Source organism: Microbacterium sp., assembly GCF_049650565.1.
Taxonomy (GTDB): domain Bacteria; phylum Actinomycetota; class Actinomycetes; order Actinomycetales; family Microbacteriaceae; genus Microbacterium.
The window spans coordinates 1-20,862 of the sequence record NZ_JBASAK010000043.1 but is presented as its reverse complement, the minus strand read 5'-3'; the positions used below and the strand labels follow the sequence as shown (position 1 = coordinate 20,862).

The window sequence follows — 20,862 nt, the reverse complement described above, 5'->3', positions numbered from 1 at the left end:
GGTCTCCTTGTGGTGAGGGGATGGGGATGGGTCACTGGCCGCCGAAGCCGCTCGTGGCGACGCCCTTGACGATCTGCTTCTGGAACACGATGAACACGGCGATCAGCGGCAGTGCCGCGAGCACGGCCTGTGCCATCACCTGGGCGTACTGCACGCCGTAGGCGCTGATCACGGTCTGCAGGCCCACCGGCAGCGTCATGAGCGTGGTGTCGTTGATCACGAGGAACGGCCACAGGAAGTTGTTCCACGCGCCGATGAACACGAAGATCGCGACGGATGCCAGGATCGGGCGCGACAGCGGCAGGACGATCGACCAGAAGATGCGGAACCGGCTGGCGCCGTCCACGCGGGCGGCGTCCTCCAGCTCGATGGGTATGGCGTCGAAGAACTTCTTCAGGATGAACACCATCGCGGGCGCCACGACCTGCGGCAGGATCAGGCCCCAGTAGGTGTCGACCATGCCGAACGCCAGCATCTCGTAGAACAGCGGGATGATCAGCACCTGCGGCGGCACCACGATGGCGGCGATGATGGCGACGAACAGCCAGCGGCGGCCGCGGAAGTCCAGCCGCGAGAAGGCGTAGGCCGCCAGTGCCGAGATGGCCACGGTGATGACCGTGATGGCCACTGAGGTCAGTAGGCTGTTCCACGCCCACAGGTACACGTTGCCCTGCGACAGGATGGCTGTGAACGCGTCGGTCGTCGGACCCGATGCGCCGATCCACGAGGGATCGCCGGAGGCGGCATCCGTCTCGGTCTTGAAGCCCGTCGCCACCGCCCACAGGAACGGCAGCAGCCAGCCGATGGCCATCAGCGCGAGCACGAGGAACGCCACGACGCGCAGCGGGCCGAACGGCCGGTGCCCGGGCTTGCGGGTGTGCTTGGGACGATCGGCGCGGCCGGGGACGGTGACGGCCTCGGTGGGGGAGAGCGTTGCGGTGGACATCACAGCTCCTTCTTCCGGCGGGTCACGACGGCCTGGGCCACGCCGATGATGATGATGATGGCGAAGAACACGTAGGAGATGGCGGCCGAGAACCCGAACCGGTAGTTCACGAAGCCGGCCTCGTAGATGTACTGCACGATCGAGCGGGTGGTGTCGCTGGCGACGCCGCCGAGCATCTGGTACGCCTGGTCGAACAGCTTCAGGGATGCGAGGATCTGCAGGATCAGGATCAGCACAGTGGCCGGTCCCAGCTGCGGGAGCGTGATCGACCAGAACTGCCGCCAGCCGCCGGCGCCGTCCAGCGACGCCGCCTCGTACTGCTGCGACGGGATGTTCTGCATGGCGGCGAGGTACAGCAGGAAGTTGAAGCCCACTGTCCACCAGACCGTCGCGATCACGATCGAGATCATGTTGGTGTCGGGATTCTGCAGCCAGGCGATCGGCTCCAGCCCCATGGCCTTCAGGATGTTGTTGGCCGCGCCGATCTGGGGGTTGAAGATCCACACCCAGATCTGCGAGATGACCGTGGAGGCCAGCAGGTACGGCATGAAGAACGACAGCCGCCACAGCCACTGGCCGGGAAGGCCGCGGTCGACCAGTGCTGCCATGAGCAGCGCCAGCGCCACCAGCGGCACGGTGGACAGCAGCGTGAACCACACGGTGTTCCACAGCGACTGCCACATGACCGGGTCGCCCAGCGCCTCGGCGTAGTTGGCGAAGCCGACGAAGCCGCCGCCGGCGCCGGTCAGCGACTGGTCGGTGAAGCTCAGGTACAGGCCGTGGACGATGGGCCAGGCCAGGAACAGCACGAAGGCGATCAGGAACGGGGCGAGGAACGCCCAGCTGACGAGCTGCTCGCGCTTCTGGGGTCCCGCGGTGCGGAACGGCGCCGAGCTGTTGCGGCCGGTGACGACCGCGCGGGTGCTGGCTGTCGTCGTCATCACTTCCACTTCCCTTCGGGGTCAGCGGGATTGGGCTGCGTGAGCAGGGTGTTCACGCGTCTTTCGAACCTGTCGACGGCGGCGCCGGGATCGTCGCCGCGCAGGAGCACGTTCTGCACGGCAGCGCCGAACTCGCCTTGGAAGTTGGAGCCGGAGCCGGTGAACCAGGCCTCGGGGTCGTAGACCACGTGGTCGGCGGCCTCGGCGTAGTGCGCCTGCGGCAGGAGGTCGGCGTACTCGGGTGAGGTGGTCACGGGCAGGTACGCCGGAATGTGCCCGGCCTCGGCCCAGCCGAACGATCCCTTGAGCATGTCGGCGACGAACTGGTACGTCAGCGCACGGCGCTTCTCGTCGGCGTGCGCCTGGTGGGGCAGCACGAACGAGTGCGAGTCGGCGTACGCGGCGGGCGTGCCGTAGATCGTCGGGATCATGGTGGCGTCGAAGGGGAGCTTGGCGTTCTGCATGGTGCGCAGCTCCCAGACGCCGGTCATCAGCATCCCGCTCTTGCCTGTGGCGAACTCCGCGACGGCCGTGCCGTAGTCGTTCTGGGCTGCGGCGATCTTGCCGTCGAGCAGGGTCTTCATGAACGTCAGCGTCTCGACCGCGGCATCCTTGTCGATGCCCATCCTCCCGCCGGTCGGCAGTTCGATGGCGAGGCCGTGCTGGGCGTAGAGCCCGTAGAAGAGCCGCCACATCTGCGCGCCGTCGCCGAGGTAGCCGTACGAGAGGGCGTGGCCCTTCGCGACCGCGCCGACGGCCTTCAACTGGTCGAGGAACTCGTCGGGGGAGGACGTCTTCTTCAACTGCCCGTCGGAGTCGAGCTGGTCGGCGGCACCGCAGATGTCGGTGTTGTACATCAGCACGAACGGGTGGGCGTCGAGCGCGACGCTGAACCGCTTTCCGCCGACGATGCCCTTCTTCCAGATCGGTTCGGGGAAGGTGGATTCGTCCACGCCCAGTTCGGCGAGGCGGTCCAGGTCCCAGCTGTCCAGCAGGCCGCCCGGCGCCCAACCCGGCACACGCGTGGCGTGCATGATGGCGACGTCGGGGGCGCGCCCGCCCGCGCCGGCCATGGCGAGTTTGGTGTAGTACGGGGTGCCCCAGGCCAGCACGGTGGGGCGGATGCGGTAGGCGCTCTGCGCCTTGTTGACCCGTTCGAGCAGCTGTGACATGGTCACGCCGTCGCCGCCGGAGAGCAGGTGCCAGAACTGCAGCGTCTGCGCGGTGGAAGCGGATGCCGTGCCGGGGGCGCAGCCGGTGAGGAGGGCCGCTCCCGCAGTGAGGGATGCGGCGGTGAGGAACTGCCTGCGAGAGAGATCGAACGGGGGTGTCATGAATCACTCCTTCGTGAACGGCTCCATCATTACATCGTGGTAATCCGACGCGCAAGAGTCGATTCTCGGATGCCGGAGATCAGACCGTCACGGATGCAGGCCGCGGGGCGCGGCGGCGGTGCTGGCGCGCACGCGCAGCAGGTGCGGCAGCGTCACGCCGCGCGGCGGCACCTCGCGATCGTCCATCCGCGAGGTCAGCAGCGACAGCGCGGCATCCGCCAGCGCGTCGCGATCGAAGGCCACGGTGGTCAGGGCTGGCGCGGTGAACGACGACAGCTCCACGTCGTCGAATCCCGTCAGCAGCACGTCGTCGGGCACGCGGATGCCGTGCTCGGCCAGCGTGTGCAGCGCCCCGAAGGCCAGAGAGTCCGTGAAGGCGATCACTGCGTCGAACGGGAGCCGGCGCTGCAGCAGCTCGGTCATGGCCTCGGCGCCGGAGACCATCGACCAGGGCAGCCGGTCGATCTCCAGCCGGGGATCGGGGTCGATGCCCGCCTCCCGCAGCGCGTCGTGCACGCCCTCCAGCCGCAGCCGGCTGGTAGCCGTCGCGAGCTCGTGATCGCTGTGCCCGCCGATCACGGCGATGCGCCGCGCGCCCTGGCCCAGCACATGCCGGGCGACCTCGGCGGCCGCCGTCCTGCTGTCGATCAGCACATGGTCGGCGCGGTTCTGCTCCACCTCGCCGATCACCACGATCGGGGGCAGGTCGGCGGTGTCGCGCAGCACGCTGTCCTCCAACCGCACCGGGTTGAGGATCAGGCCGTCGACCAGTCTGGTGCGGGCGCGGGCCAGCAGCTCGTTCTCACGCTCGGGGCTCAGGGCGGTCTCCTCGAACTGCACGGCCAGGCCCCGCTGGTGGGCGGCGGTCACGAGGCTGTGCACGAGCTCGGCGGAGTACGCGGTGGCGAGGTCGGGCAGCGCCACCGCGATGGTGCCCGAGCGGCCGGTGCGCATCCGCCGCGCGCTGAGGTTGGGCACGAAGTCCAGCTGCGACATGGCCTGCTCGACGCGGGTGCGGGTGGCCTCGTTGACCGCGAAGGCGCCGGTCACGACGTTCGACACGGTCTTCGGCGAGACGCCGGCGAGAGCCGCGACGTCTTTCATCGTCGCTCGACGGGGTGGCGACGCGCTCATGCGGGCCAGCCTAGTCCGGGTGCGGGCGTGCGCCCGACGGGTTCGTTACCGACTCGTTGCAGAGGGGCGGAAATCGCTATTGTGAGCGCTAACAGTGAGCGCTAACATTTCTCGCGGAGGCCATGGCGGCCCGCCCCGGAACGCACGCTGTCCGGCAGGAACAAGGAGGTTCACACAGTGAAGAAGAAGCTCATCGCGCTGGCAGCCGTCGGCGCGCTCATCATCGGCCTGGCCGGCTGCTCGTCGGCCCCCGCGGCGCCCGGCGGCGACGCGCCCGCCGCGAAGGACCTGAAGGATCTCGTCGTCGGGTTCGCCCAGGTCGGCGCGGAGTCGGGATGGCGCACGGCCAACACCAAGGACATCCAGGACTCCTTCAAGGAGGCCGGCATCGAGCTGAAGTTCTCCGACGCGCAGCAGAAGCAGGAGAACCAGATCAAGGCCATCCGCTCCTACATCCAGCAGAAGGTGGACTACATCGCCTTCTCGCCCGTCGTCGAGACCGGCTGGGACGCCGTGCTCAACGAGGCCAAGGCCGCGGGCATCCCGGTCATCCTCACCGACCGCGCGGTGGACTCCAAGGACGAGTCGCTGTACAAGACCTTCCTCGGTTCGGACTTCGTCGCCGAGGGCAAGAAGGCCGGCGAGTGGGTCAAGACCGAATTCGCCGACGCCGACTCGGTGAAGATCGTGCAGCTGGAGGGCACCACGGGTGCAGCTCCCGCCATCGACCGCGCCGAGGGCTTCGCCGATGTCATCAAGGGTGATAAGAAGTTCGACATCGTGGCCAGCCAGACCGGCGACTTCACCCGGGCCGGCGGGCGTCAGGTGATGGAGGCGCTGCTGAAGTCTCAGCCGCACATCGACCTGGTCTACGCGCACAACGACGACATGGGGCTGGGCGCCATCGAGGCCATCGAGGCCGCCGGCCTCAAGCCGGGCAAGGACATCAAGATCGTCACCGTCGACGCGGTGCACGACGGCATGCAGGCCCTGGCCGATGGCAAGATCAACTTCATCGTGGAGTGCTCGCCGCTGCTGGGCAAGCAGCTGATCGACGTGATCAAGACCCTCAACGAGGGCGGCACCGTCGAGAAGCGCATCGTGACGGAGGAGACCACCTTCACGCAGGAGCAGGCGGCCACCGCGCTCCCCGACCGCAAGTACTGATCGGCATCGGTGCCCCGGCTCGCGCCGGGGCACCGGACCTCGAGGAGGAGGCGACATGACAGAGCACGAGCGACCGCCGGCGCCCGCCGGGGTCACGGCCCCGGTCGTGGAGATGACCGGCATCACCATCGCGTTCCCGGGCGTCAAGGCGCTCGATGACGTGTCGTTCCGGATGTTCCCCGGCGAGGTCCATTCGCTGATGGGCGAGAACGGCGCCGGCAAGTCGACCCTGATCAAGGCGCTCACCGGCGTCTACCCGATCGACTCCGGATCCATCCTGCTCGACGGGCGGCGGGTGTCGTTCCGCGGCACCGCACAGGCACAGGATGCCGGCATCAGCACGGTGTACCAGGAGGTGAACCTGCTGCCGAACCTGTCGGTGGCCGAGAACATCCTGCTGGGCAGGGAGCCGCGTCGCTGGGGGTCCATCGACCGGGGGGCGATGCGGGCGCGCAGCCGCGAGGTGCTCGCATCCATCGGGCTCGACATCGACCCCGACTCCATGCTCGGAACGCACTCGCTGGCCGTGCAGCAGCTGGTGTCGATCGCCCGTGCGGTGCACGTCGACGCCAGGGTGCTGATCCTCGATGAACCCACCTCCAGCCTGGACGCCGATGAGGTCGCGGAGCTCTTCCGCATCATCCGGTCCCTGAAGGAGACGGGCATCGCCATCCTGTTCGTCTCGCACTTCCTCGACCAGGTCTACGAGATCGCAGACCGGCTCACCGTGCTGCGCAACGGACGCCTGGTCGGCGAGCACCTCACCCACGATCTGCTGCGCATCGATCTCGTGCAGCAGATGATCGGCAAGGAGATCGCCACCCTCGACGATCTGCAGCAGCGCGTGCAGGATGCGGATGCAGGGGTCGACGAGGCGGATGTGCTGCTGCGGGCGGAGGGCGTCGGCCGGAAGGGCGTCGTCGGTCCCGTCGACATCACCATCCACGAGGGCGAGGTCGTCGGCTTCGCCGGGCTGCTCGGCTCCGGGCGCACCGAAGTGGCGAGGCTCCTCGGCGGCATCGACCGGGCCGACAGCGGCGTGATCGCGCTGTCCGGCCGGGTGTCGCGGCTGCGCAGTCCCCGGCAGGCGCTCTCGCAGCGCATCGCGTTCGCCAGCGAGGACCGCCGCGCTGAGGGGATCATCGACGAGCTGACCGTGCGGGACAACATCGTGCTGGCGCTGCAGGCCGACCGCGGCTGGTTCCGCCCGATCCCGAGGAAGCGCCGGGACGAGCTCGCGCGCAGCTACATCGAGGCCCTGCACATCCGCCCCGCGAACCCGGATGCCGTGGTGCGCAACCTGTCCGGCGGCAACCAGCAGAAGGTCCTGCTGGGCCGGTGGCTCGCGGTCGCGCCGCGACTGCTCATCCTCGACGAGCCCACCCGCGGGATCGACGTCGGCGCGAAGGCCGAGATCCAGAAGCTCGTGATCAGCCTCGCCGAGAACGGCATGAGCGTCGTGTACATCAGCGCCGAGCTCGAGGAGGTGCTGCGGCTGAGTCACCGCGTGGTCGTCATGCGGGACCGCGAGAAGGTCGCGGAGCTCGAGAACGACGGCATCGGCCTCGACGGTCTGCTCTCGCTGATCGCCGACGGCGCCGGATCCGACGAGTCCCGCTCCGCTCCCGCGGGAGCGACCCCGATCGAAGGGAGTGCGCAGTGAACGCGCTGCTCGCCCGTGTGTTCACCAGCCGGCTGTTCTGGCCGGTGGTGCTCCTGCTGGTGCTGTTCGCGATCAACGTGATCGCGTTCCCCGGCTTCCTGTCCATCACCGTGCGGGACGGCAACCTGTACGGCAGCCTCATCGACATCCTGCGCAACGGCGCCCCGATGACCATCATCGCGATCGGCATGACCCTGGTGATCGCCACCCAGGGCATCGACCTCTCGGTCGGGGCGATCGCCGCGATCGCCGGCGCCGTCGCGTGCAGCATCCTGCTGGGATCCGACGACCCGGGCAGCCCCGGCGTGGTCGCCCTGGCGATCATCGTCGCGGTGCTCATCTCCCTGGTGCTGGGCGTGTGGAACGGCTTCCTGGTGGCGGTGCTCGGCATCCAGCCGATCATCGCGACGCTCGTGCTGATGACGGCCGGCCGCGGTGCGGCGATGCTGCTCACCGAGGGTCAGATCCTCACGGTCACCAGCGCGCCGTTCAAGGCGCTGGGTGCCGGTTTCCTGTTCGGCATCCCGATCGCCGTCTACATCGCGGTGGGCGTGTTCGTTCTCGCCGCCGTGCTGACCCGCCGCACGGCGCTGGGACTGTTCATCGAGTCCGTCGGCATCAACCCCGAGGCCGCGCGCCAGGCGGGCGTGCGGGCGCGGGGACTGCTGTTCGCGGTGTACATCTTCGTCGGCATCTGCTCGGCGGTCGCCGGGCTCATCCTCACCGCCAACACGATGGCGGCGGATGCCAACAACACCGCGCTGTTCATCGAGCTGGACGCCATCCTGGCCGTCGTCATCGGCGGCACCTCGCTGATGGGCGGCCGATACTCGCTGACCGGCACGCTGGTGGGCGCGCTCGTCATCCAGACCCTCGTCACGACCGTCTACACCGTGGGCATCCCGCCCATCGCGACCATGGTCTTCAAGGCCGCCGTGGTCACCGTGGTGTGCCTGCTGCAGTCGCCCAGGACCAACCAGGCCCTCGTCACGATGCGCCGCCGCCTGCGGTCGCGCTCCATTGAGAAGGAGGTGCTCGCGTGAGCGTCGCCATCCCCGCGCAGGAGTCCGTCGCGAGCCGGGTGCGCCGCAGCATCCGGAACGTCCTCTCCAGCCCCAAGTACGGTCCCGTGCTGATCACGGCGCTGCTGTTCCTCGCGATCTACCTCGCGGGCGGGGTGCGCTACCGGGGCTTCTTCAGCGGCCAGGTGCTGCTGAACCTGCTCATCGACAACGCCTACCTGATCGTGCTGGCGGTGGGGATGACGTTCGTGATCCTCACCGGCGGCATCGACCTCTCGGTCGGCGCGGTCGTCGCCCTGGCGACCATGATGACGGCCAGCATGCTGCAGAGCGGCTGGAGCGCGGGCGTCGTGATCCCCATCATCATCGTGGCCACGAGCTTCCTCGGGCTGCTGGTCGGGGTGATGGTGCACTACTTCGACGTGCAGCCGTTCATCGCCACGCTGGCGGCGATGTTCCTGGCCCGCGGCCTCTGCTACATCATCAGCCAGAGCTCGATCTCCATCACCGACCCCACGTTCATCGCCCTGGCCGTGACGAGGATCCCGTTGGGCGGCGGCCTGTCGATCACCTGGAGCGTGGTCATCGCGGTCATCGTGGTGGCGGTCGCCGTGTGGGTGCTGCAGTGCACGCGCTTCGGCCGCACGGTCTACGCACTCGGCGGCAGCGAGCACAGCGCTCTGCTGATGGGCCTGGCCGTGGCGCGCACGAAGGTGCTGGTGTACGTGATCGCGGGCCTGTGCTCGGGCATCGCGGGCATCCTGTTCTCGTTCTACACGCTCTCGGGGTACCCGCTCACCGCCATCGGCACCGAGCTGGACGCCATCGCCGCGGTGGTGATCGGCGGCACGCTGCTGACTGGCGGCTACGGCTACGTGCTCGGTTCGGTGCTGGGCGTGCTGGTGCTGGGGATCATCCAGACCATCATCACGTTCGAGGGCACGCTGTCGTCGTGGTGGACGAAGATCTTCATCGGCGCGCTGCTGCTGGTCTTCATCGGCCTGCAGCGGATGCTCTCCACCCGGTGGCGCTGACATCGGCGAAGGGCTGTTCAGCCGGATAATGTCAGGTGGGACGCGTACCGCGGCTCCCGGAGCCAGGACGAGCAGGTGAGCATGGCGGACGATCAGAACCGCGCGCCGACGATCTTCGACGTCGCGCGGCTCGCCGGCGTCTCGCACCAGACGGTGTCGCGAGTGCTCAACGAGCTGCCCAACGTGCGGGCGGCAACCCGCGAGCGCGTGCAGCAGGCCATCCGGCAGCTGAACTACGTGCCCTCGCAGGCTGCGCGCGCCCTGGTGACGCGCAGGTCGCGCACCATCGGCCTCATCGCGACCGGGCTGCCGGACTTCGGCCCGTCCAGCATCGTGCTCAGCGTCAACCGCTCGGCGCGGGCCGCGGGCTACGCCGTGATCGGCGTGAACCCGGTCGGCGTGGACGAGCAGACCCTGCGCTCCGCGGCGGAGATGCTGATCCGCCAGAGCGTGGAGGCCATCGTGCTGGTCGCCGCGGAGCGCGAGGCGGCGGATGCGCTGAACGGCGTGGAGCTGGGCGTCCCGCTGGTCGCCGTGGCCTCGGAGCCGCGGGCGGGCGTGCGGGTCGGGCTGGACCAGTACGAGGGCGCACGCCAGGCCACCGCCTACCTCATCGGCCTGGGGCACATCGACATCCGCCACATCGCAGGCCCCGCCGCGTCGATGGATGCCGCCGAGCGCCGCCGCGGGTGGCAGGACGCCCTCCACGCCGCGGGCCTGGCCGCCGCGGAGCCGCTGCGCGGGGACTGGTCGAGCGAGTCCGGTCACCGCGCCGCCGAGCGGATGCTGGCCGACGGCGTGCCGGATGCGGTGTTCGCCGGCAACGACCAGATGGCGCTGGGATTCCTGCACGCAGCGGCCGAGGCGGGCCTGAGCGTGCCGCGCGACGTGAGCCTGGTGGGCTTCGACGACCTGCCGGAGGCCGCGCACTTCTCACCGCCGCTGACCACCGTGCGGCAGGACTTCACGGCACTCGGGCAGGACGCGATCCGCGCAGCCCTCGAGGTCATCAAGGACGACGAGTCCTCGCCGGTTCTCGAGCACCGCGTCCCGCAACTGGTGGTGCGCAGCAGCACGCGAAGCGCCTGAGGCGCTCGCCGTACACTCGGGCTCGTGGATCAGCCGAACCGGACGCGAGTGCGCGCCGTGGGCGTGCGCGATGTCGCCGCACTCGCCGGGGTGTCCAGGCAGACCGTGTCGCGCGTGCTCAATGACAATCCCGAGGTGGCGGAGGCCACTCGCGAGCGCGTCATGGCGGCGATGGCCGAGCTCGGCTACCGCGTGAACAACGCGGCCCGCGCGCTGGGCACCCGCCGCTCGCGCACGCTGGGCGTGCTGGCCTCGAACGCCGAGCAGTACGGCCCGTCGCGCAGCATCGCCGCCATCGAGGCGTCGGCCCGCGCGGCCGGGTACTGGGTCAGCGCCGCGTTCGCCGAGGCGGGCGACGCGGATGCCGTGGTCGCGGCGGTCGACCACCTGATCTCGCAGGGCGTGGAGGGCGTCGTCGTGGTCGCGCCGCACGCCCGCACCCTGGATGCGCTGGATGCCCTGCGCATCGACGTGCCCATCGTCACACTGCACTCCTCGGGCCGCGGCACCCGCGGGCTGTCGGTCGACCAGGCCGCCGGCGCCCGTCTTGCCACGGCGGCGCTGGCGGATGCCGGCCACACCCGCATCGCGCATCTCGCGGGGCCCGCGGACTGGCTGGAGGCCGAGGCTCGTGCCGAGGGGTTCGCCGCCGAGACGGCCGCCCGCGGCCTGCCTGCAGGGCCGGTCATCGCGGGGGACTGGTCGGCGGCGTCCGGCTACGCCGCGACCGCTGCCGTGATCGAGTCCGGCGTGACCGCCGTGTTCAGCGCCAACGACCAGATGGCGCTGGGGCTGCTGGGCGGCCTGCACGAGGCGGGTCTGGCAGTGCCGGGCGATGTCAGCGTGGTCGGCTTCGACGACATCCCCGACGCCGCGTTCTACTGGCCGCGGCTGACCACGATCCGGCAGGACTTCACCGAGCTCGCCAGGCGCGCGGTCGCCGCGCTGGTCGCGGGGCCGGATGCTGCGGCATCCGCTCTGCTCCCCGTCGCCCCCGCGCTGATGCGGCGCGACTCCGTCGCCCCGCCCCGTCGCTGAGCGCCCTTCCCTCCCCTCCTCTTCCGCCGGGGGCACGGGACCTCGCCGATCGCGCGGCTTGTCGGCGCGAAGTTCCCGTGCACTCGCCGAGGTGTCGTGCTCTCGACGAGGGAGACCGGGTGTTGACGGGGCGGTGAGGGCGTGTCATGCTGAAGCATGTGACCGGTCACACTGACCGGTGAGCACGTCGAGTCAGTGAGGTGCCGTGAGCAAGGAAGCCCCCTTCAGCCCCGAGGTCGAAGCATCCATCCAGGCTGTGCGCCGCGATGTCGCGCGTCTGCACGGCGAACTCGTCCGCAACGGCCTGGTGGTCTGGACCGGCGGCAACGTCTCGGGTCGCGTGCCCGGCGCGGACCTGTTCGTCATCAAGCCCTCGGGCGTCTCGTACGACGACCTCGCCCCCTCGAACATGATCCTGTGCGACCTGGACGGCAGTGTCATCCCGGGTACGCCCGGCAGCGACCGCTCGCCCTCCAGCGACACCGCGGCGCACGCCTACGTGTACCGGCACATGCCCGAGGTGGGCGGCGTCGTGCACACCCACTCCACCTACGCCGTGGCCTGGGCCGCGCGCCGCGAGGAGATCCCCTGCGTGATCACCGCGATGGCCGACGAGTTCGGCGGACCGGTGCCGGTCGGGCCGTTCGCCATCATCGGCGACGACTCCATCGGCCGCGGCATCGTCGAGACGCTGCGCGGCCACCGCTCGCGCGCGGTGCTCATGGCCAATCACGGTCCGTTCACGATCGGAGCCGATGCGAAGGATGCCGTGAAGGCCGCCGTCATGGTCGAGGATGTCGCGCGCTCCGTGCATCTCGCCCGCGAGGCGGGGCCCCTGGTGCCGATCCCCCAGGAGGCCATCGACAGCCTGTACGACCGGTACCAGAACGTGTACGGCCAGAACTCGGACACTCGGCGATGAGCACTCCACGGGACGACGCTTCGACGGGCTCAGCGGCCCAGGGAGGCTCGGCGACGCAGGGGGGCTCAGCGGCCCAGGCGGGTTCAGCGGCCCAGGCGGGTTCGGCGGCCCAGGCGGGTTCGGCGGCCGGGGTGTCACCCAGGCAGGACATCCTCGCCGGCCGGACGAGCCTCGGCATCGAGCTGGGCTCCACACGCATCAAGGCGTGCCTGATCGGCGCGACGCCCTCCGTCGTGCTGGCCACCGGCTCGTTCTCGTGGGAGAACCGGCTGCAGGACGGGCTGTGGACCTACTCGCTCGACGACGTGTGGACGGGCCTGCAGGCGGCGTTCGCCGACCTCGTCGCCGACGCGGATGACCGATACGGCGTACGCCCCGACACCTTCGGCGCCATCGGCGTCTCCGCCATGATGCACGGCTACCTGGCCTTCGACGGCGCAGGCGAGCTGCTGGCGCCGTTCCGCACCTGGCGCAACACCAACACGGGGCCGGCCGCTGCCGAGCTCACCGACCTGCTGGGCGTGAACATCCCGCTGCGCTGGTCGGTCGCGCACCTGCGGCAGGCCCAGCGGGATGCTGAGCCGCACGCCGCCGACGTGCGCTTCCTCACCACGCTGGCGGGCTATGTGCACTGGCAGCTCACCGGCCGGCGGGTGCTGGGCATCGGCGACGCCTCGGGCATGTTCCCCATCGACTCCGCCGCCCGTGACTACGACCAGCGGCTCATCGCCCGCTACGACGCGCACACCGGCGGCGACCTGCGTGCGCTGCTGCCCGAGGTGCTGGTGGCGGGAGCGGATGCCGGATCCCTGACCGCAGCGGGCGCCCGGCTGCTGGATCCGTCCGGTGCGCTGAAGCCCGGCATCCCGCTGTGCCCGCCCGAGGGAGATGCCGGAACAGGCATGGTCGCGACCAACGCGGTCGCCCCGCGCACCGGCAACGTCAGCGCAGGCACCAGCATCTTCGCGATGGTCGTGCTCGAGCGCCCCCTGGCCGAAGTGCATCACGAGCTCGACCTGGTCACCACTCCGGCCGGCGATGCCGTGGCCATGGTGCACTGCAACAACGGCGCCAGCGAGCTGGCGGCCTGGGTGGGGATGTTCACCCGGTTCGCCGAGGCGTCCGGCATCCGCGGTTCTGCGGATGACGTCTTCGAGACGCTGTTCCGCGAGGCACTGGAGGGAGAGGCGGATGCCGGTGGGCTGATCGCCTACAACCATCTGGCCGGCGAGCCCATCGCGGGCCTGGACGAGGGGCGCCCGCTGTTCGTGCGCACGCCCGACAGCCGCTTCACGCTGGCCAACGCCATGCGCGCGCAGCTGTACGGCGTCTTCGGCACGCTGGCCCTCGGCATGCAGGTGCTGGCGGACGAGGGCGCCGCGCTGGATCGGATGTATGCCCACGGCGGAATGTTCCGCACGGCCGGGGTCGCACAGCGCTTCCTGGCCGGGGCGCTGAACGCCCCCGTGGCGGTCGGCGAGACGGCATCCGAGGGCGGGGCATGGGGCATCGCGGTGCTCGCGTCCTACCTCTCGGCGGCGGGCGAGCTCAGCCTGGACGCCTATCTCGACCAGCGCGTGTTCGCCACGGCCTCCGTCTCCGTCGTCGACCCCGACCCGACAGACGTCATCGGCTTCACCACCTACCTCGACCGCTACCGCGCGGGTCTGGCCATCGAGGCCGCCGCCATCGACTCCCTCTAAGGACTGCATCCATGCCCAAGCTCACCACCGCCCTCGACGGCTACCAGGTCTGGTTCCTCACCGGCAGCCAGCACCTGTACGGGCCCGAGACGCTCGCGCAGGTCGCCGAGCAGTCCCGTGCCATCGCCGACGCCCTCGACGGCGCGGACGAGGTGCCGGTGCGCATCGTCTGGAAGCCCGTGCTGACCGACTCCGCCGCCATCAAGAAGGTCATGCTCGAGGCGAACGCCGACGAGCGCGTGATCGGTGTCGTCGCCTGGATGCACACCTTCAGCCCGGCGAAGATGTGGATCTCCGGCCTGGACGCGCTGCAGAAGCCTCTCGCGCACCTGCACACGCAGGCCAACGTCGAGCTGCCCTGGGCCGACATCGACTTCGACTTCATGAACCTCAACCAGGCCGCGCACGGCGACCGCGAGTTCGGGTACATCCAGACCCGGCTGGGTGTGCCGCGCAAGACCATCGTCGGGCACGCCTCCGACCCGCGCGTGCGGGCGGAGCTGGGCACCTGGCAGCGCGCAGCGGCGGGGCTCGCGGCATCGCGCTCGTTGAAACTCGCACGCTTCGGCGACAACATGCGCTTCGTCGCCGTCACCGAGGGCGACAAGACCGAGGCCGAGCTGCGGCTGGGCGTGCAGGTGAACACCTGGGGCGTGAACGAACTGGCGGATGCCGTGGCCGTGGCCTCATCGTCGGACATCGACGCGCTGGTGGCGGAGTACGAGGAGCTGTACGAGGTCGCCCCCGAGCTGCGTCGCGGGGGAGACCGGCACCAGTCGCTGCGCGACGGCGCCGCCATCGAGATCGGGCTGCGCTCGTTCCTGGAGGAGGGCGGCTTCGGCGCCTTCACCACCTCGTTCGAGGACCTCGGCGCGCTGAAGCAGCTGCCGGGGCTCGCCGTGCAGCGGCTGATGGCCGAGGGCTACGGCTTCGGCGCCGAGGGCGACTGGAAGACCGCGATCCTCGTACGGGTCGCCAACGTCATGGGTTCCGGGCTGCCGGGCGGGGCGAGCCTGATGGAGGACTACACCTACGACATGACGCCCGGTGACGAGCTGATCCTCGGGGCGCACATGCTGGAGGTCTCGCCCTCGCTGACCACCGCTCGGCCCACGCTCGAAGTGCACCCGCTGGGCATCGGCGGCAAGGACGACCCGGTGCGCCTGGTGTTCACCGCCGACCCGGGCCCCGCCGTCGTGGTTGCGCTCAGCGACATGCGTGACCGATTCCGCCTGACCGCCAACGTGGTCGAGAACGTCGAGCCGCGCGCCGCGCTGCCCAAGCTCCCCGTGGGTCGCGCGGTCTGGAAGCCCGCACCGGACTTCACCACCAGCGCCGCGGCCTGGCTGACCGCCGGCGCCGCGCACCACACCGTGATGTCGACGGCCGTGGGGATCGAGGCGTTCCGCGACTTCGCCGAGATGGCTGGTATCGAGCTGCTGGTCATCGACGAGGCGACCACCCTGTCCGAGTTCCAGAAGCAGGTGCGCTGGAACCAGGCGTACTACCGGCTCGCGCAGGGTTTCTGAGCGGCGGTCGGCGACGCCGAAAACAGGAGACCGACCTCGCAACAGGGTGATTCGTCGGGAATCCTCCTGTTGCCGGGCTGTCGTCCTGTTCCGAGCGGATGCCGGCAGACGGGCCGCGATGACAGCCTGCCGCCTCAGGCGCCGAGCACCCGCGCCGCCTGCCGCGCCGCGCCGAGTGCCACGTACTCCGCCGGCTCCGGCACCTCGACGGGGATGCCCAGCACGGCGGGGGCGATCTCGCGCACGGCCTGCGACTGCGCGCCGCCGCCGATCAGCAGGGCCCGGTCGAGTCGGACGCCCCGCTCGCGCAGCGCATCGAGTCCCGCGCCGAGACCGGACAGCATGCCCTCGACGGCCGCACGCGCGAGGTTCTCGCGGGTGGTCGAGGCCAGTGTCATGCCCGAAAGGGTGGCCGTGGCATCGGGGAGGTTCGGGGTGCGCTCGCCCTCGAAGTAGGGCTGCAGGTGCAGGCCGCCGGCACCTGCCGGAGCCGACAGCGCCAGCCGGGAGAGTTCGTCATGGTCCACGCCCAGCAGGCGCGCGATGGCGTCCAGCACCCGGGCGGCGTTGAGCGTGGCGACCAGCGGGAGGAAGCGTCCGTCGGCATCCGCGAAGCCCGCGATCGTGCCGGTCTCGTCGTGCACGGGCTTCTCGCTGACGGCGAAGACCGTGCCGCTCGTGCCGATCGACACGACCACATCGCCAGGAAGAGCCCCGACGCCGAGTGCAGCTCCGGCGTTGTCGCCCGCGCCCGGCCCGACGCGCCTGCGATCGGCATCCGTGACCCACTCGTCAGGCCCCAGCACGCGCGGCAGCACCGCGTCGTGCCCGAGCGCGGCGATCAGCAGCTCGCGGTCGTATCCGCCGGTCGCGGGATTCCAGTAGCCGGTGCCACTGGCATCCGATCGGTCGGTGACCAGCTCGTCCAGCCGAGGATCAGATGGACCGAACCCGCGCAGCCGCCAGGTCAGCCAGTCGTGCGGGAGAGCGACGGCCGCGACCCGCTCCGCGTTCTCGGGCTCGGCATCCCGCAGCCAGCGCAGCTTGGTGATGGTGAACGACGCCACCGGCACCAGCCCGGTGCGCTCCGCCAGAACGGATGCCCCGAACTCGGCCACCAGGTCGACGGCGGCCCCCGCCGAGCGGGTGTCGTTCCACAGGAGCGCGTCGCGGATGACAGCACCGGATGCATCGAGCGCGACCATGCCGTGCTGCTGGCCGCCGATGGCCCACGCCTGCACGTCCGCCATGCCGCCGGCATCCGCGATGGCCTGCTGCAGGGCATCCCACCACGCCTCGGGGTCGACGGACGTGCCGTCCGGGTGCGGCGCGCGCCCAGTGCGCACCACTGTGCCCGACGAGGCATCCACGATCACGACCTTGCACGACTGCGTCGACGAGTCGACCCCCATCACCAGTGCCATAGCGTCATTCTCTCTGCTCGATCTGTCGCCGAGACCCCGGGATGCAACCGAGACCCCGCCTTGCGGTCGCCCGCAGGGCGGGGTCTCGGCGCCAAGCCGGGGTCTCGGCGAAGAGGGGTGGGGCTCAGCGGGCGCCCATCAGGTGCTCGGATGCCAGCTGCTGCAGCCGCACGAAGCCGAAGCCGCGGGCGCCGAAGTACGCCGAGGCGTCGAAGTCCTCGAACGCGCTGCGGTCGGCGAGCAGGTCGTCGTACGACTCGCCCTCGTTCAGCGTCGGCTGCGAGAGCTCGGCGACCTTCGCGGCGGCCAGCGCCTCCTGCACCTCGGGGTCGGCGCGGAAGGCCTCCGCGCGCTCCTTCAGCAGCAGGTACATCCGCATGTTGGCGGCGGCGGAGTCCCACACGCCCGACTCGTCCTCGGTGCGGCTGGGCTTGTAGTCGAAGTGGCGCGGGCCGTCGTAGGCCGGCACTCCGCCGGGGCCGCCGTTCTCCAGCAGGTCCACCAGGGCGAACGCGTTGTGCAGGTCGCCGTGGCCGAACACCAGGTCCTGGTCGTACTTGATGCCGCGCTGGCCGTTCAGGTCGATGTGGAACAGCTTGCCGTGGTACAGCGCCTGCGCGATGCCGGCGGCGAAGTTCAGGCCCGCCATCTGCTCGTGCCCGACCTCGGGGTTCAGGCCCACCAGCTCGGGCCGCTCCAGGGACTCGATGAACGCGAGGGCGTGTCCGAGCGTCGGCAGCAGGATGTCGCCGCGGGGCTCGTTGGGCTTGGGCTCGATGGCGAACCGGATGTCGTAGCCCTTGTCGGTCACGTAGTCGCCGAGCAGGTTGACGGCCTCGCGGTAGCGCTCCAGCGCCGCGCGGACGTCCTTGGCGGAGTCGTACTCGGCGCCCTCGCGGCCACCCCACATCACGAACGTCGCAGCTCCCAGCTCGGCGCCCAGATCCAGCTGGCGCAGCACCTTGCGCAGAGCGAAGCGACGCACCTGGCGGTCGTTGGAGGTGAAGCCGCCGTCCTTGAAGACGGGCGCGCTGAACAGATTGGTGGTGACCATCGGCACGATCAGGCCGGTGTCGGCCAGGGCGCCCTTGAGGCGGTCGATCTGCTTCTGCCGCTCGGCATCCGTCGATCCGAACGCGAACAGGTCGTCGTCGTGGAAGGTGAGTCCGTACGCGCCGAGCTCGGCGAGCTTCTCGACGGCGTGCACGACGTCGAGCTGGGGCCTGGTGGGACCGCCGAAGGGGTCGGTGCCGTTGTAGCCGATGGTCCACAGGCCGAACGAGAACCTGTCGGCCTTGGTGGGGGTGAGTGACATGATGATCCGCCTTCAGCGACGTCGATGAAATGTTGTAGTGCAGAACATATCAAGTCGGGAGAGCGGATGCAACGGGGCAGAGTCTCGGCGATGCCGGAGTCCCCGATGTTCCGGTGCCTCAGCGTCTCGGCGGCGCCGTCGTCTCGCGCACGACCAGCTCCGCCGGCATCCGCACGTCCTCGCGCTCGCCGCCGTCCAGCATTCGCAGCAGCAGCCGCACCGCAGCGGCACCCATCTCGGCCAACGGCTGACGCACGGTGCTCAGCTGGGGCACGTGCGCCGCGGCCTCGGAGATGTCGTCGAAGCCGATCACGGACAGGTCCTCGGGCACGCGCAGTCCGCGCTCGGCGGCCACCCGCAGCAGCTCGATGGCGGACAGGTCGTTGGCGGCGAAGATCGCGGTGGGTCGGTCCGCGCGCTCCAGCAGGGCGTGCGCTCCGGCGGTGGAATCAGCCGCGCGGTATCCGCCGTCGGCGATGAGTGCGGGATCGAAGGGGATGCCGGCGGCATCCAGTGCCTCGCGGTAGCCCTGCTCACGCTGCTGGGCGGAGATGAGGTCGGTGCGACCGCGAAGGTGTCCGATGCGGCGGTGCCCCAGCGAGATGAGGTGCTCGGTGGCGGCTCTGGCCCCGTCGACGTTGATGACGCTCACGGTGGCGGGTCCGTCCGGACCCTCGTGCGGGTCGATGGCCACGATCGGCACCGCTGCCTCGGGTGTGGAGGTGGGGGTGACCACGATGGCGCCGTCGATGAGCGTTCCGGCCAGACGGGACAGCGAGCGGCGCTCCCAGCCGCGGTGCTCGCCGGCCGACACGCTGCCGGCGTACGCCATCACGTCGAACCGGGTTCCCTGCAGCTCGGTGGAGACGCCGCGCAGCAGCTGCAGGGCGAACGGTTCGAACTCCGCGACCAGCACGCCGATCACATTGGTGCGCCGCCGCCGCATCGACGTCGCCACCAGTGAGCTCGCGTAGCCCAGTTCATCGACCACGCTCATCACGTGCGCGAGCGTGGCCGGGGCGACGCCGTCGCGGCCGTTGACGGCCTTGGACACCGTGGCGACGGAGACTCCGGCGGCGTGGGCGACATCGTTGATGGTCGGGCGGCGGTTCATGACTTCCACCCTAATGATGGAAAACGTTATCGATAACGATTGACACGGACCGCATTCCCGTGTCAGAGTGGCCGGAGCACATTCGGTGTAGTCGGCAACAAATGTGGCCGGAACCGGTGACAACTCGAAGAGGAGACACGGCATGAAGATCGGCAAGGCATGGGTCGCCACTGTGGCGGCCGTGGCGACGCTGGGGATGCTCGGACTCGCGGGCTGCTCGAGCAGCTCCGACGGCCCCAGCGACAGCGGCAAGACCACGCTCACGATGTGGCACAACTCCACCACGGGCCCCGGCAAGCAGTACTGGAATGATGCGGCGGCGGCCTTCACCAAGGAGAACCCCGACGTGACCATCAAGGTCACCTCCATTCAGAACGAGGACATGGACGGCAAGCTGCAGACCGCAGTCAACTCCGGCGACATGCCCGACATCTTCATGGCCCGCGGCGGCGGCAAGCTGGCCGACATCGTCAAAGCCGGCAAGGTCAAGGACCTCACGAAGCTCGTCGATCCGGACGTGAAGAAGGCCTTCGGTGACGCGCCGTTTAGCGCCTTCACGGTCGACGGCAAGATCTATGGCATGCCCAGCGCCGTGCTCCCCGGTGGCTTCTTCTACAGCAAGGACCTGTTCACGCAGGCCGGCATCACCTCGGAGCCCACGACGATGGATGAGCTCGAGGCAGCCGTCGGCAAGCTGAAGGGCGCCGGCATCGAGCCGATCGCCCTCGGCGCCAAGGCGGCCTGGCCCGCAGCGCACTGGTACTACTTCTTCGCCTTGCGCGCCTGCGGACAGGATCTCATCCAGAACCTGGCCGTCAAGGCCGACTTCAGCGACCCGTGCTGGCTGACCGCGGCGAAGAACCTGCAGGACTTCGCCGGGACGCAGCCGTTCAACAAGGGCTTCCTGACCACGTCGCCGCAGGAGGGCGCGAACTCCTCGGCCGGTCTCGTGGCGAACCACAAGGCCGCCATGGAGCTGATGGGCGCATGGGACGTCGGCGTGATCGCGAGCCTGACGCCCGACGAGAAGCCGCTGCCCGATCTGGGCTGGTTCCCGTTCCCCGAGGTCTCCGGCGGTGACGGCGGCACCGGCGCCATGATGGGCGGCGTGGACGGCTACTCCTGCTCGGCCGATTCCCCGGCCGCCTGCGAGAAGTTCCTCAACTTCGTCTCGTCCAAGGAGTGGCAGGAGAAGTACGCGGTGGCGTTCCAGACCATCCCGGCCAACCAGGATGCCACCGGTGCGGTCACCGACCCGTCGCTGAAGCCCCTGATGGAGGCGTACTCCAAGGCGCCGTACGTGGCCCTGTGGCTGGACACCGCTCTCGGGCAGAACGTCGGCAACGCCCTGAACACCAGCGTCGTCGAGATGCTCGCCGGCCAGGGCAGCCCGCAGAAGCTCGTCGACACGGTCACCAAGGCCGAGGCGAGAGGCTGACAGCAGCATGCACAACACTCAGGCACTCCGGCGCACCCCGGCGGTGCCT

Annotated in this window: 17 protein-coding genes; 10 read left to right on the top strand and 7 right to left on the bottom strand. The window is 69.8% G+C overall.

The genetic code is table 11. From position 1 onward, the window contains the following. Window positions 1-31: 31 nt before the first annotated feature. The 4 genes from WA967_RS08265 to WA967_RS08250 all read right to left on the bottom strand — a co-directional run bounded on the left by WA967_RS08265 (window position 32) and on the right by WA967_RS08250 (window position 4,355). The gene (locus WA967_RS08265; protein WP_424421084.1) at window positions 32-946 is read right to left on the bottom strand and encodes a carbohydrate ABC transporter permease; all 915 of its coding nucleotides are present in this window, start codon (window positions 944-946) and stop codon (window positions 32-34) included. Continuing rightward, on the bottom strand, window positions 946-1,887 hold the full coding sequence (locus tag WA967_RS08260; RefSeq protein ID WP_424421082.1) for a carbohydrate ABC transporter permease: 942 nt from the start codon (window positions 1,885-1,887) through the stop codon (window positions 946-948). The genes WA967_RS08265 and WA967_RS08260 overlap by 1 nt, the downstream gene beginning before the upstream one ends. Then, on the bottom strand, window positions 1,887-3,221 hold the full coding sequence (locus WA967_RS08255) for an extracellular solute-binding protein (RefSeq protein WP_424421080.1): 1,335 nt from the start codon (window positions 3,219-3,221) through the stop codon (window positions 1,887-1,889). The genes WA967_RS08260 and WA967_RS08255 overlap by 1 nt, the downstream gene beginning before the upstream one ends. A gap of 87 nt (window positions 3,222-3,308) precedes the next feature. Then, window positions 3,309-4,355, bottom strand: a complete 1,047-nt coding sequence (locus WA967_RS08250; RefSeq protein WP_424421078.1) for a LacI family DNA-binding transcriptional regulator — start codon at window positions 4,353-4,355, stop codon at window positions 3,309-3,311. A gap of 177 nt (window positions 4,356-4,532) precedes the next feature. Here WA967_RS08250 and WA967_RS08245 point away from each other — a divergent pair, with 177 nt between their 5' ends. From WA967_RS08245 to araA, 9 genes are all read left to right on the top strand, one after another. Then, window positions 4,533-5,522 (top strand): substrate-binding domain-containing protein, encoded by a 990-nt coding sequence (locus WA967_RS08245; protein WP_424421075.1) that lies wholly within the window; start codon window positions 4,533-4,535, stop codon window positions 5,520-5,522. A 55-nt stretch (window positions 5,523-5,577) separates the two neighbouring features. After that, complete coding sequence (locus tag WA967_RS08240) at window positions 5,578-7,185, top strand: sugar ABC transporter ATP-binding protein (RefSeq protein WP_424421072.1); 1,608 nt, start codon at window positions 5,578-5,580, stop codon at window positions 7,183-7,185. Further along, the gene (locus tag WA967_RS08235; RefSeq protein ID WP_424421070.1) at window positions 7,182-8,228 is read left to right on the top strand and encodes an ABC transporter permease; all 1,047 of its coding nucleotides are present in this window, start codon (window positions 7,182-7,184) and stop codon (window positions 8,226-8,228) included. The genes WA967_RS08240 and WA967_RS08235 overlap by 4 nt, the downstream gene beginning before the upstream one ends. Continuing rightward, window positions 8,225-9,241: a galactofuranose ABC transporter, permease protein YjfF gene (gene yjfF / locus WA967_RS08230; RefSeq protein ID WP_424421067.1), complete on the top strand. Its 1,017-nt coding sequence runs from the start codon at window positions 8,225-8,227 to the stop codon at window positions 9,239-9,241. Before WA967_RS08235 ends, yjfF begins: the two co-directional genes overlap by 4 nt. An 81-nt stretch (window positions 9,242-9,322) precedes the next feature. Further along, entirely contained in the window at window positions 9,323-10,330 is a 1,008-nt protein-coding gene (locus WA967_RS08225; RefSeq protein ID WP_424421064.1) for a LacI family DNA-binding transcriptional regulator, read from the top strand. Window positions 10,331-10,354: 24 nt separating this feature from the next. Beyond that, complete coding sequence (locus WA967_RS08220) at window positions 10,355-11,368, top strand: LacI family DNA-binding transcriptional regulator (RefSeq protein WP_424421062.1); 1,014 nt, start codon at window positions 10,355-10,357, stop codon at window positions 11,366-11,368. A gap of 205 nt (window positions 11,369-11,573) precedes the next feature. Further along, on the top strand, window positions 11,574-12,290 hold the full coding sequence (locus WA967_RS08215; RefSeq protein ID WP_424421059.1) for an L-ribulose-5-phosphate 4-epimerase: 717 nt from the start codon (window positions 11,574-11,576) through the stop codon (window positions 12,288-12,290). A gap of 131 nt (window positions 12,291-12,421) precedes the next feature. Further along, window positions 12,422-13,993, top strand: coding sequence for a xylulokinase (locus tag WA967_RS08210; protein WP_424421057.1), 1,572 nt, complete (start codon window positions 12,422-12,424; stop codon window positions 13,991-13,993). An 11-nt stretch (window positions 13,994-14,004) separates the two neighbouring features. Further along, entirely contained in the window at window positions 14,005-15,522 is a 1,518-nt protein-coding gene (araA, locus tag WA967_RS08205; protein ID WP_424421054.1) for an L-arabinose isomerase, read from the top strand. A 134-nt stretch (window positions 15,523-15,656) separates the two neighbouring features. Here araA and xylB read toward each other — a convergent pair whose 3' ends face one another. From xylB to WA967_RS08190, 3 genes are all read right to left on the bottom strand, one after another. Beyond that, window positions 15,657-16,946, bottom strand: a complete 1,290-nt coding sequence (gene xylB / locus WA967_RS08200; RefSeq protein ID WP_424421051.1) for a xylulokinase — start codon at window positions 16,944-16,946, stop codon at window positions 15,657-15,659. Window positions 16,947-17,070: 124 nt separating this feature from the next. Continuing rightward, window positions 17,071-18,261, bottom strand: coding sequence for a xylose isomerase (gene xylA, locus WA967_RS08195; protein WP_424421049.1), 1,191 nt, complete (start codon window positions 18,259-18,261; stop codon window positions 17,071-17,073). 118 nt (window positions 18,262-18,379) lie between these two features. After that, window positions 18,380-19,375 (bottom strand): LacI family DNA-binding transcriptional regulator, encoded by a 996-nt coding sequence (locus WA967_RS08190; protein WP_424421047.1) that lies wholly within the window; start codon window positions 19,373-19,375, stop codon window positions 18,380-18,382. A 142-nt stretch (window positions 19,376-19,517) separates the two neighbouring features. Here WA967_RS08190 and WA967_RS08185 point away from each other — a divergent pair, with 142 nt between their 5' ends. Further along, window positions 19,518-20,813, top strand: a complete 1,296-nt coding sequence (locus WA967_RS08185; RefSeq protein ID WP_424421044.1) for an extracellular solute-binding protein — start codon at window positions 19,518-19,520, stop codon at window positions 20,811-20,813. The last annotated feature ends 49 nt before the right edge of the window (window positions 20,814-20,862 follow it).

Excerpts from the sequence above, each read along its gene's own strand:
- WA967_RS08265 (WP_424421084.1), bottom strand. The coding sequence starts at position 946 with ATGTCCACCGCAACGCTCTCCCCCACCGAGGCCGTCACCGTCCCCGGC.
- WA967_RS08190 (WP_424421047.1), bottom strand. The coding sequence starts at position 19,375 with ATGAACCGCCGCCCGACCATCAACGATGTCGCCCACGCCGCCGGAGTC.
- WA967_RS08225 (WP_424421064.1), top strand. The coding sequence starts at position 9,323 with ATGGCGGACGATCAGAACCGCGCGCCGACGATCTTCGACGTCGCGCGG.
- xylB (WP_424421051.1), bottom strand. The coding sequence starts at position 16,946 with ATGGCACTGGTGATGGGGGTCGACTCGTCGACGCAGTCGTGCAAGGTC.
- WA967_RS08250 (WP_424421078.1), bottom strand. The coding sequence starts at position 4,355 with ATGAGCGCGTCGCCACCCCGTCGAGCGACGATGAAAGACGTCGCGGCT.
- WA967_RS08185 (WP_424421044.1), top strand. The coding sequence starts at position 19,518 with ATGAAGATCGGCAAGGCATGGGTCGCCACTGTGGCGGCCGTGGCGACG.
- araA (WP_424421054.1), top strand. The coding sequence starts at position 14,005 with ATGCCCAAGCTCACCACCGCCCTCGACGGCTACCAGGTCTGGTTCCTC.
- WA967_RS08260 (WP_424421082.1), bottom strand. The coding sequence starts at position 1,887 with ATGACGACGACAGCCAGCACCCGCGCGGTCGTCACCGGCCGCAACAGC.
- WA967_RS08255 (WP_424421080.1), bottom strand. The coding sequence starts at position 3,221 with ATGACACCCCCGTTCGATCTCTCTCGCAGGCAGTTCCTCACCGCCGCA.
- WA967_RS08240 (WP_424421072.1), top strand. The coding sequence starts at position 5,578 with ATGACAGAGCACGAGCGACCGCCGGCGCCCGCCGGGGTCACGGCCCCG.
- xylA (WP_424421049.1), bottom strand. The coding sequence starts at position 18,261 with ATGTCACTCACCCCCACCAAGGCCGACAGGTTCTCGTTCGGCCTGTGG.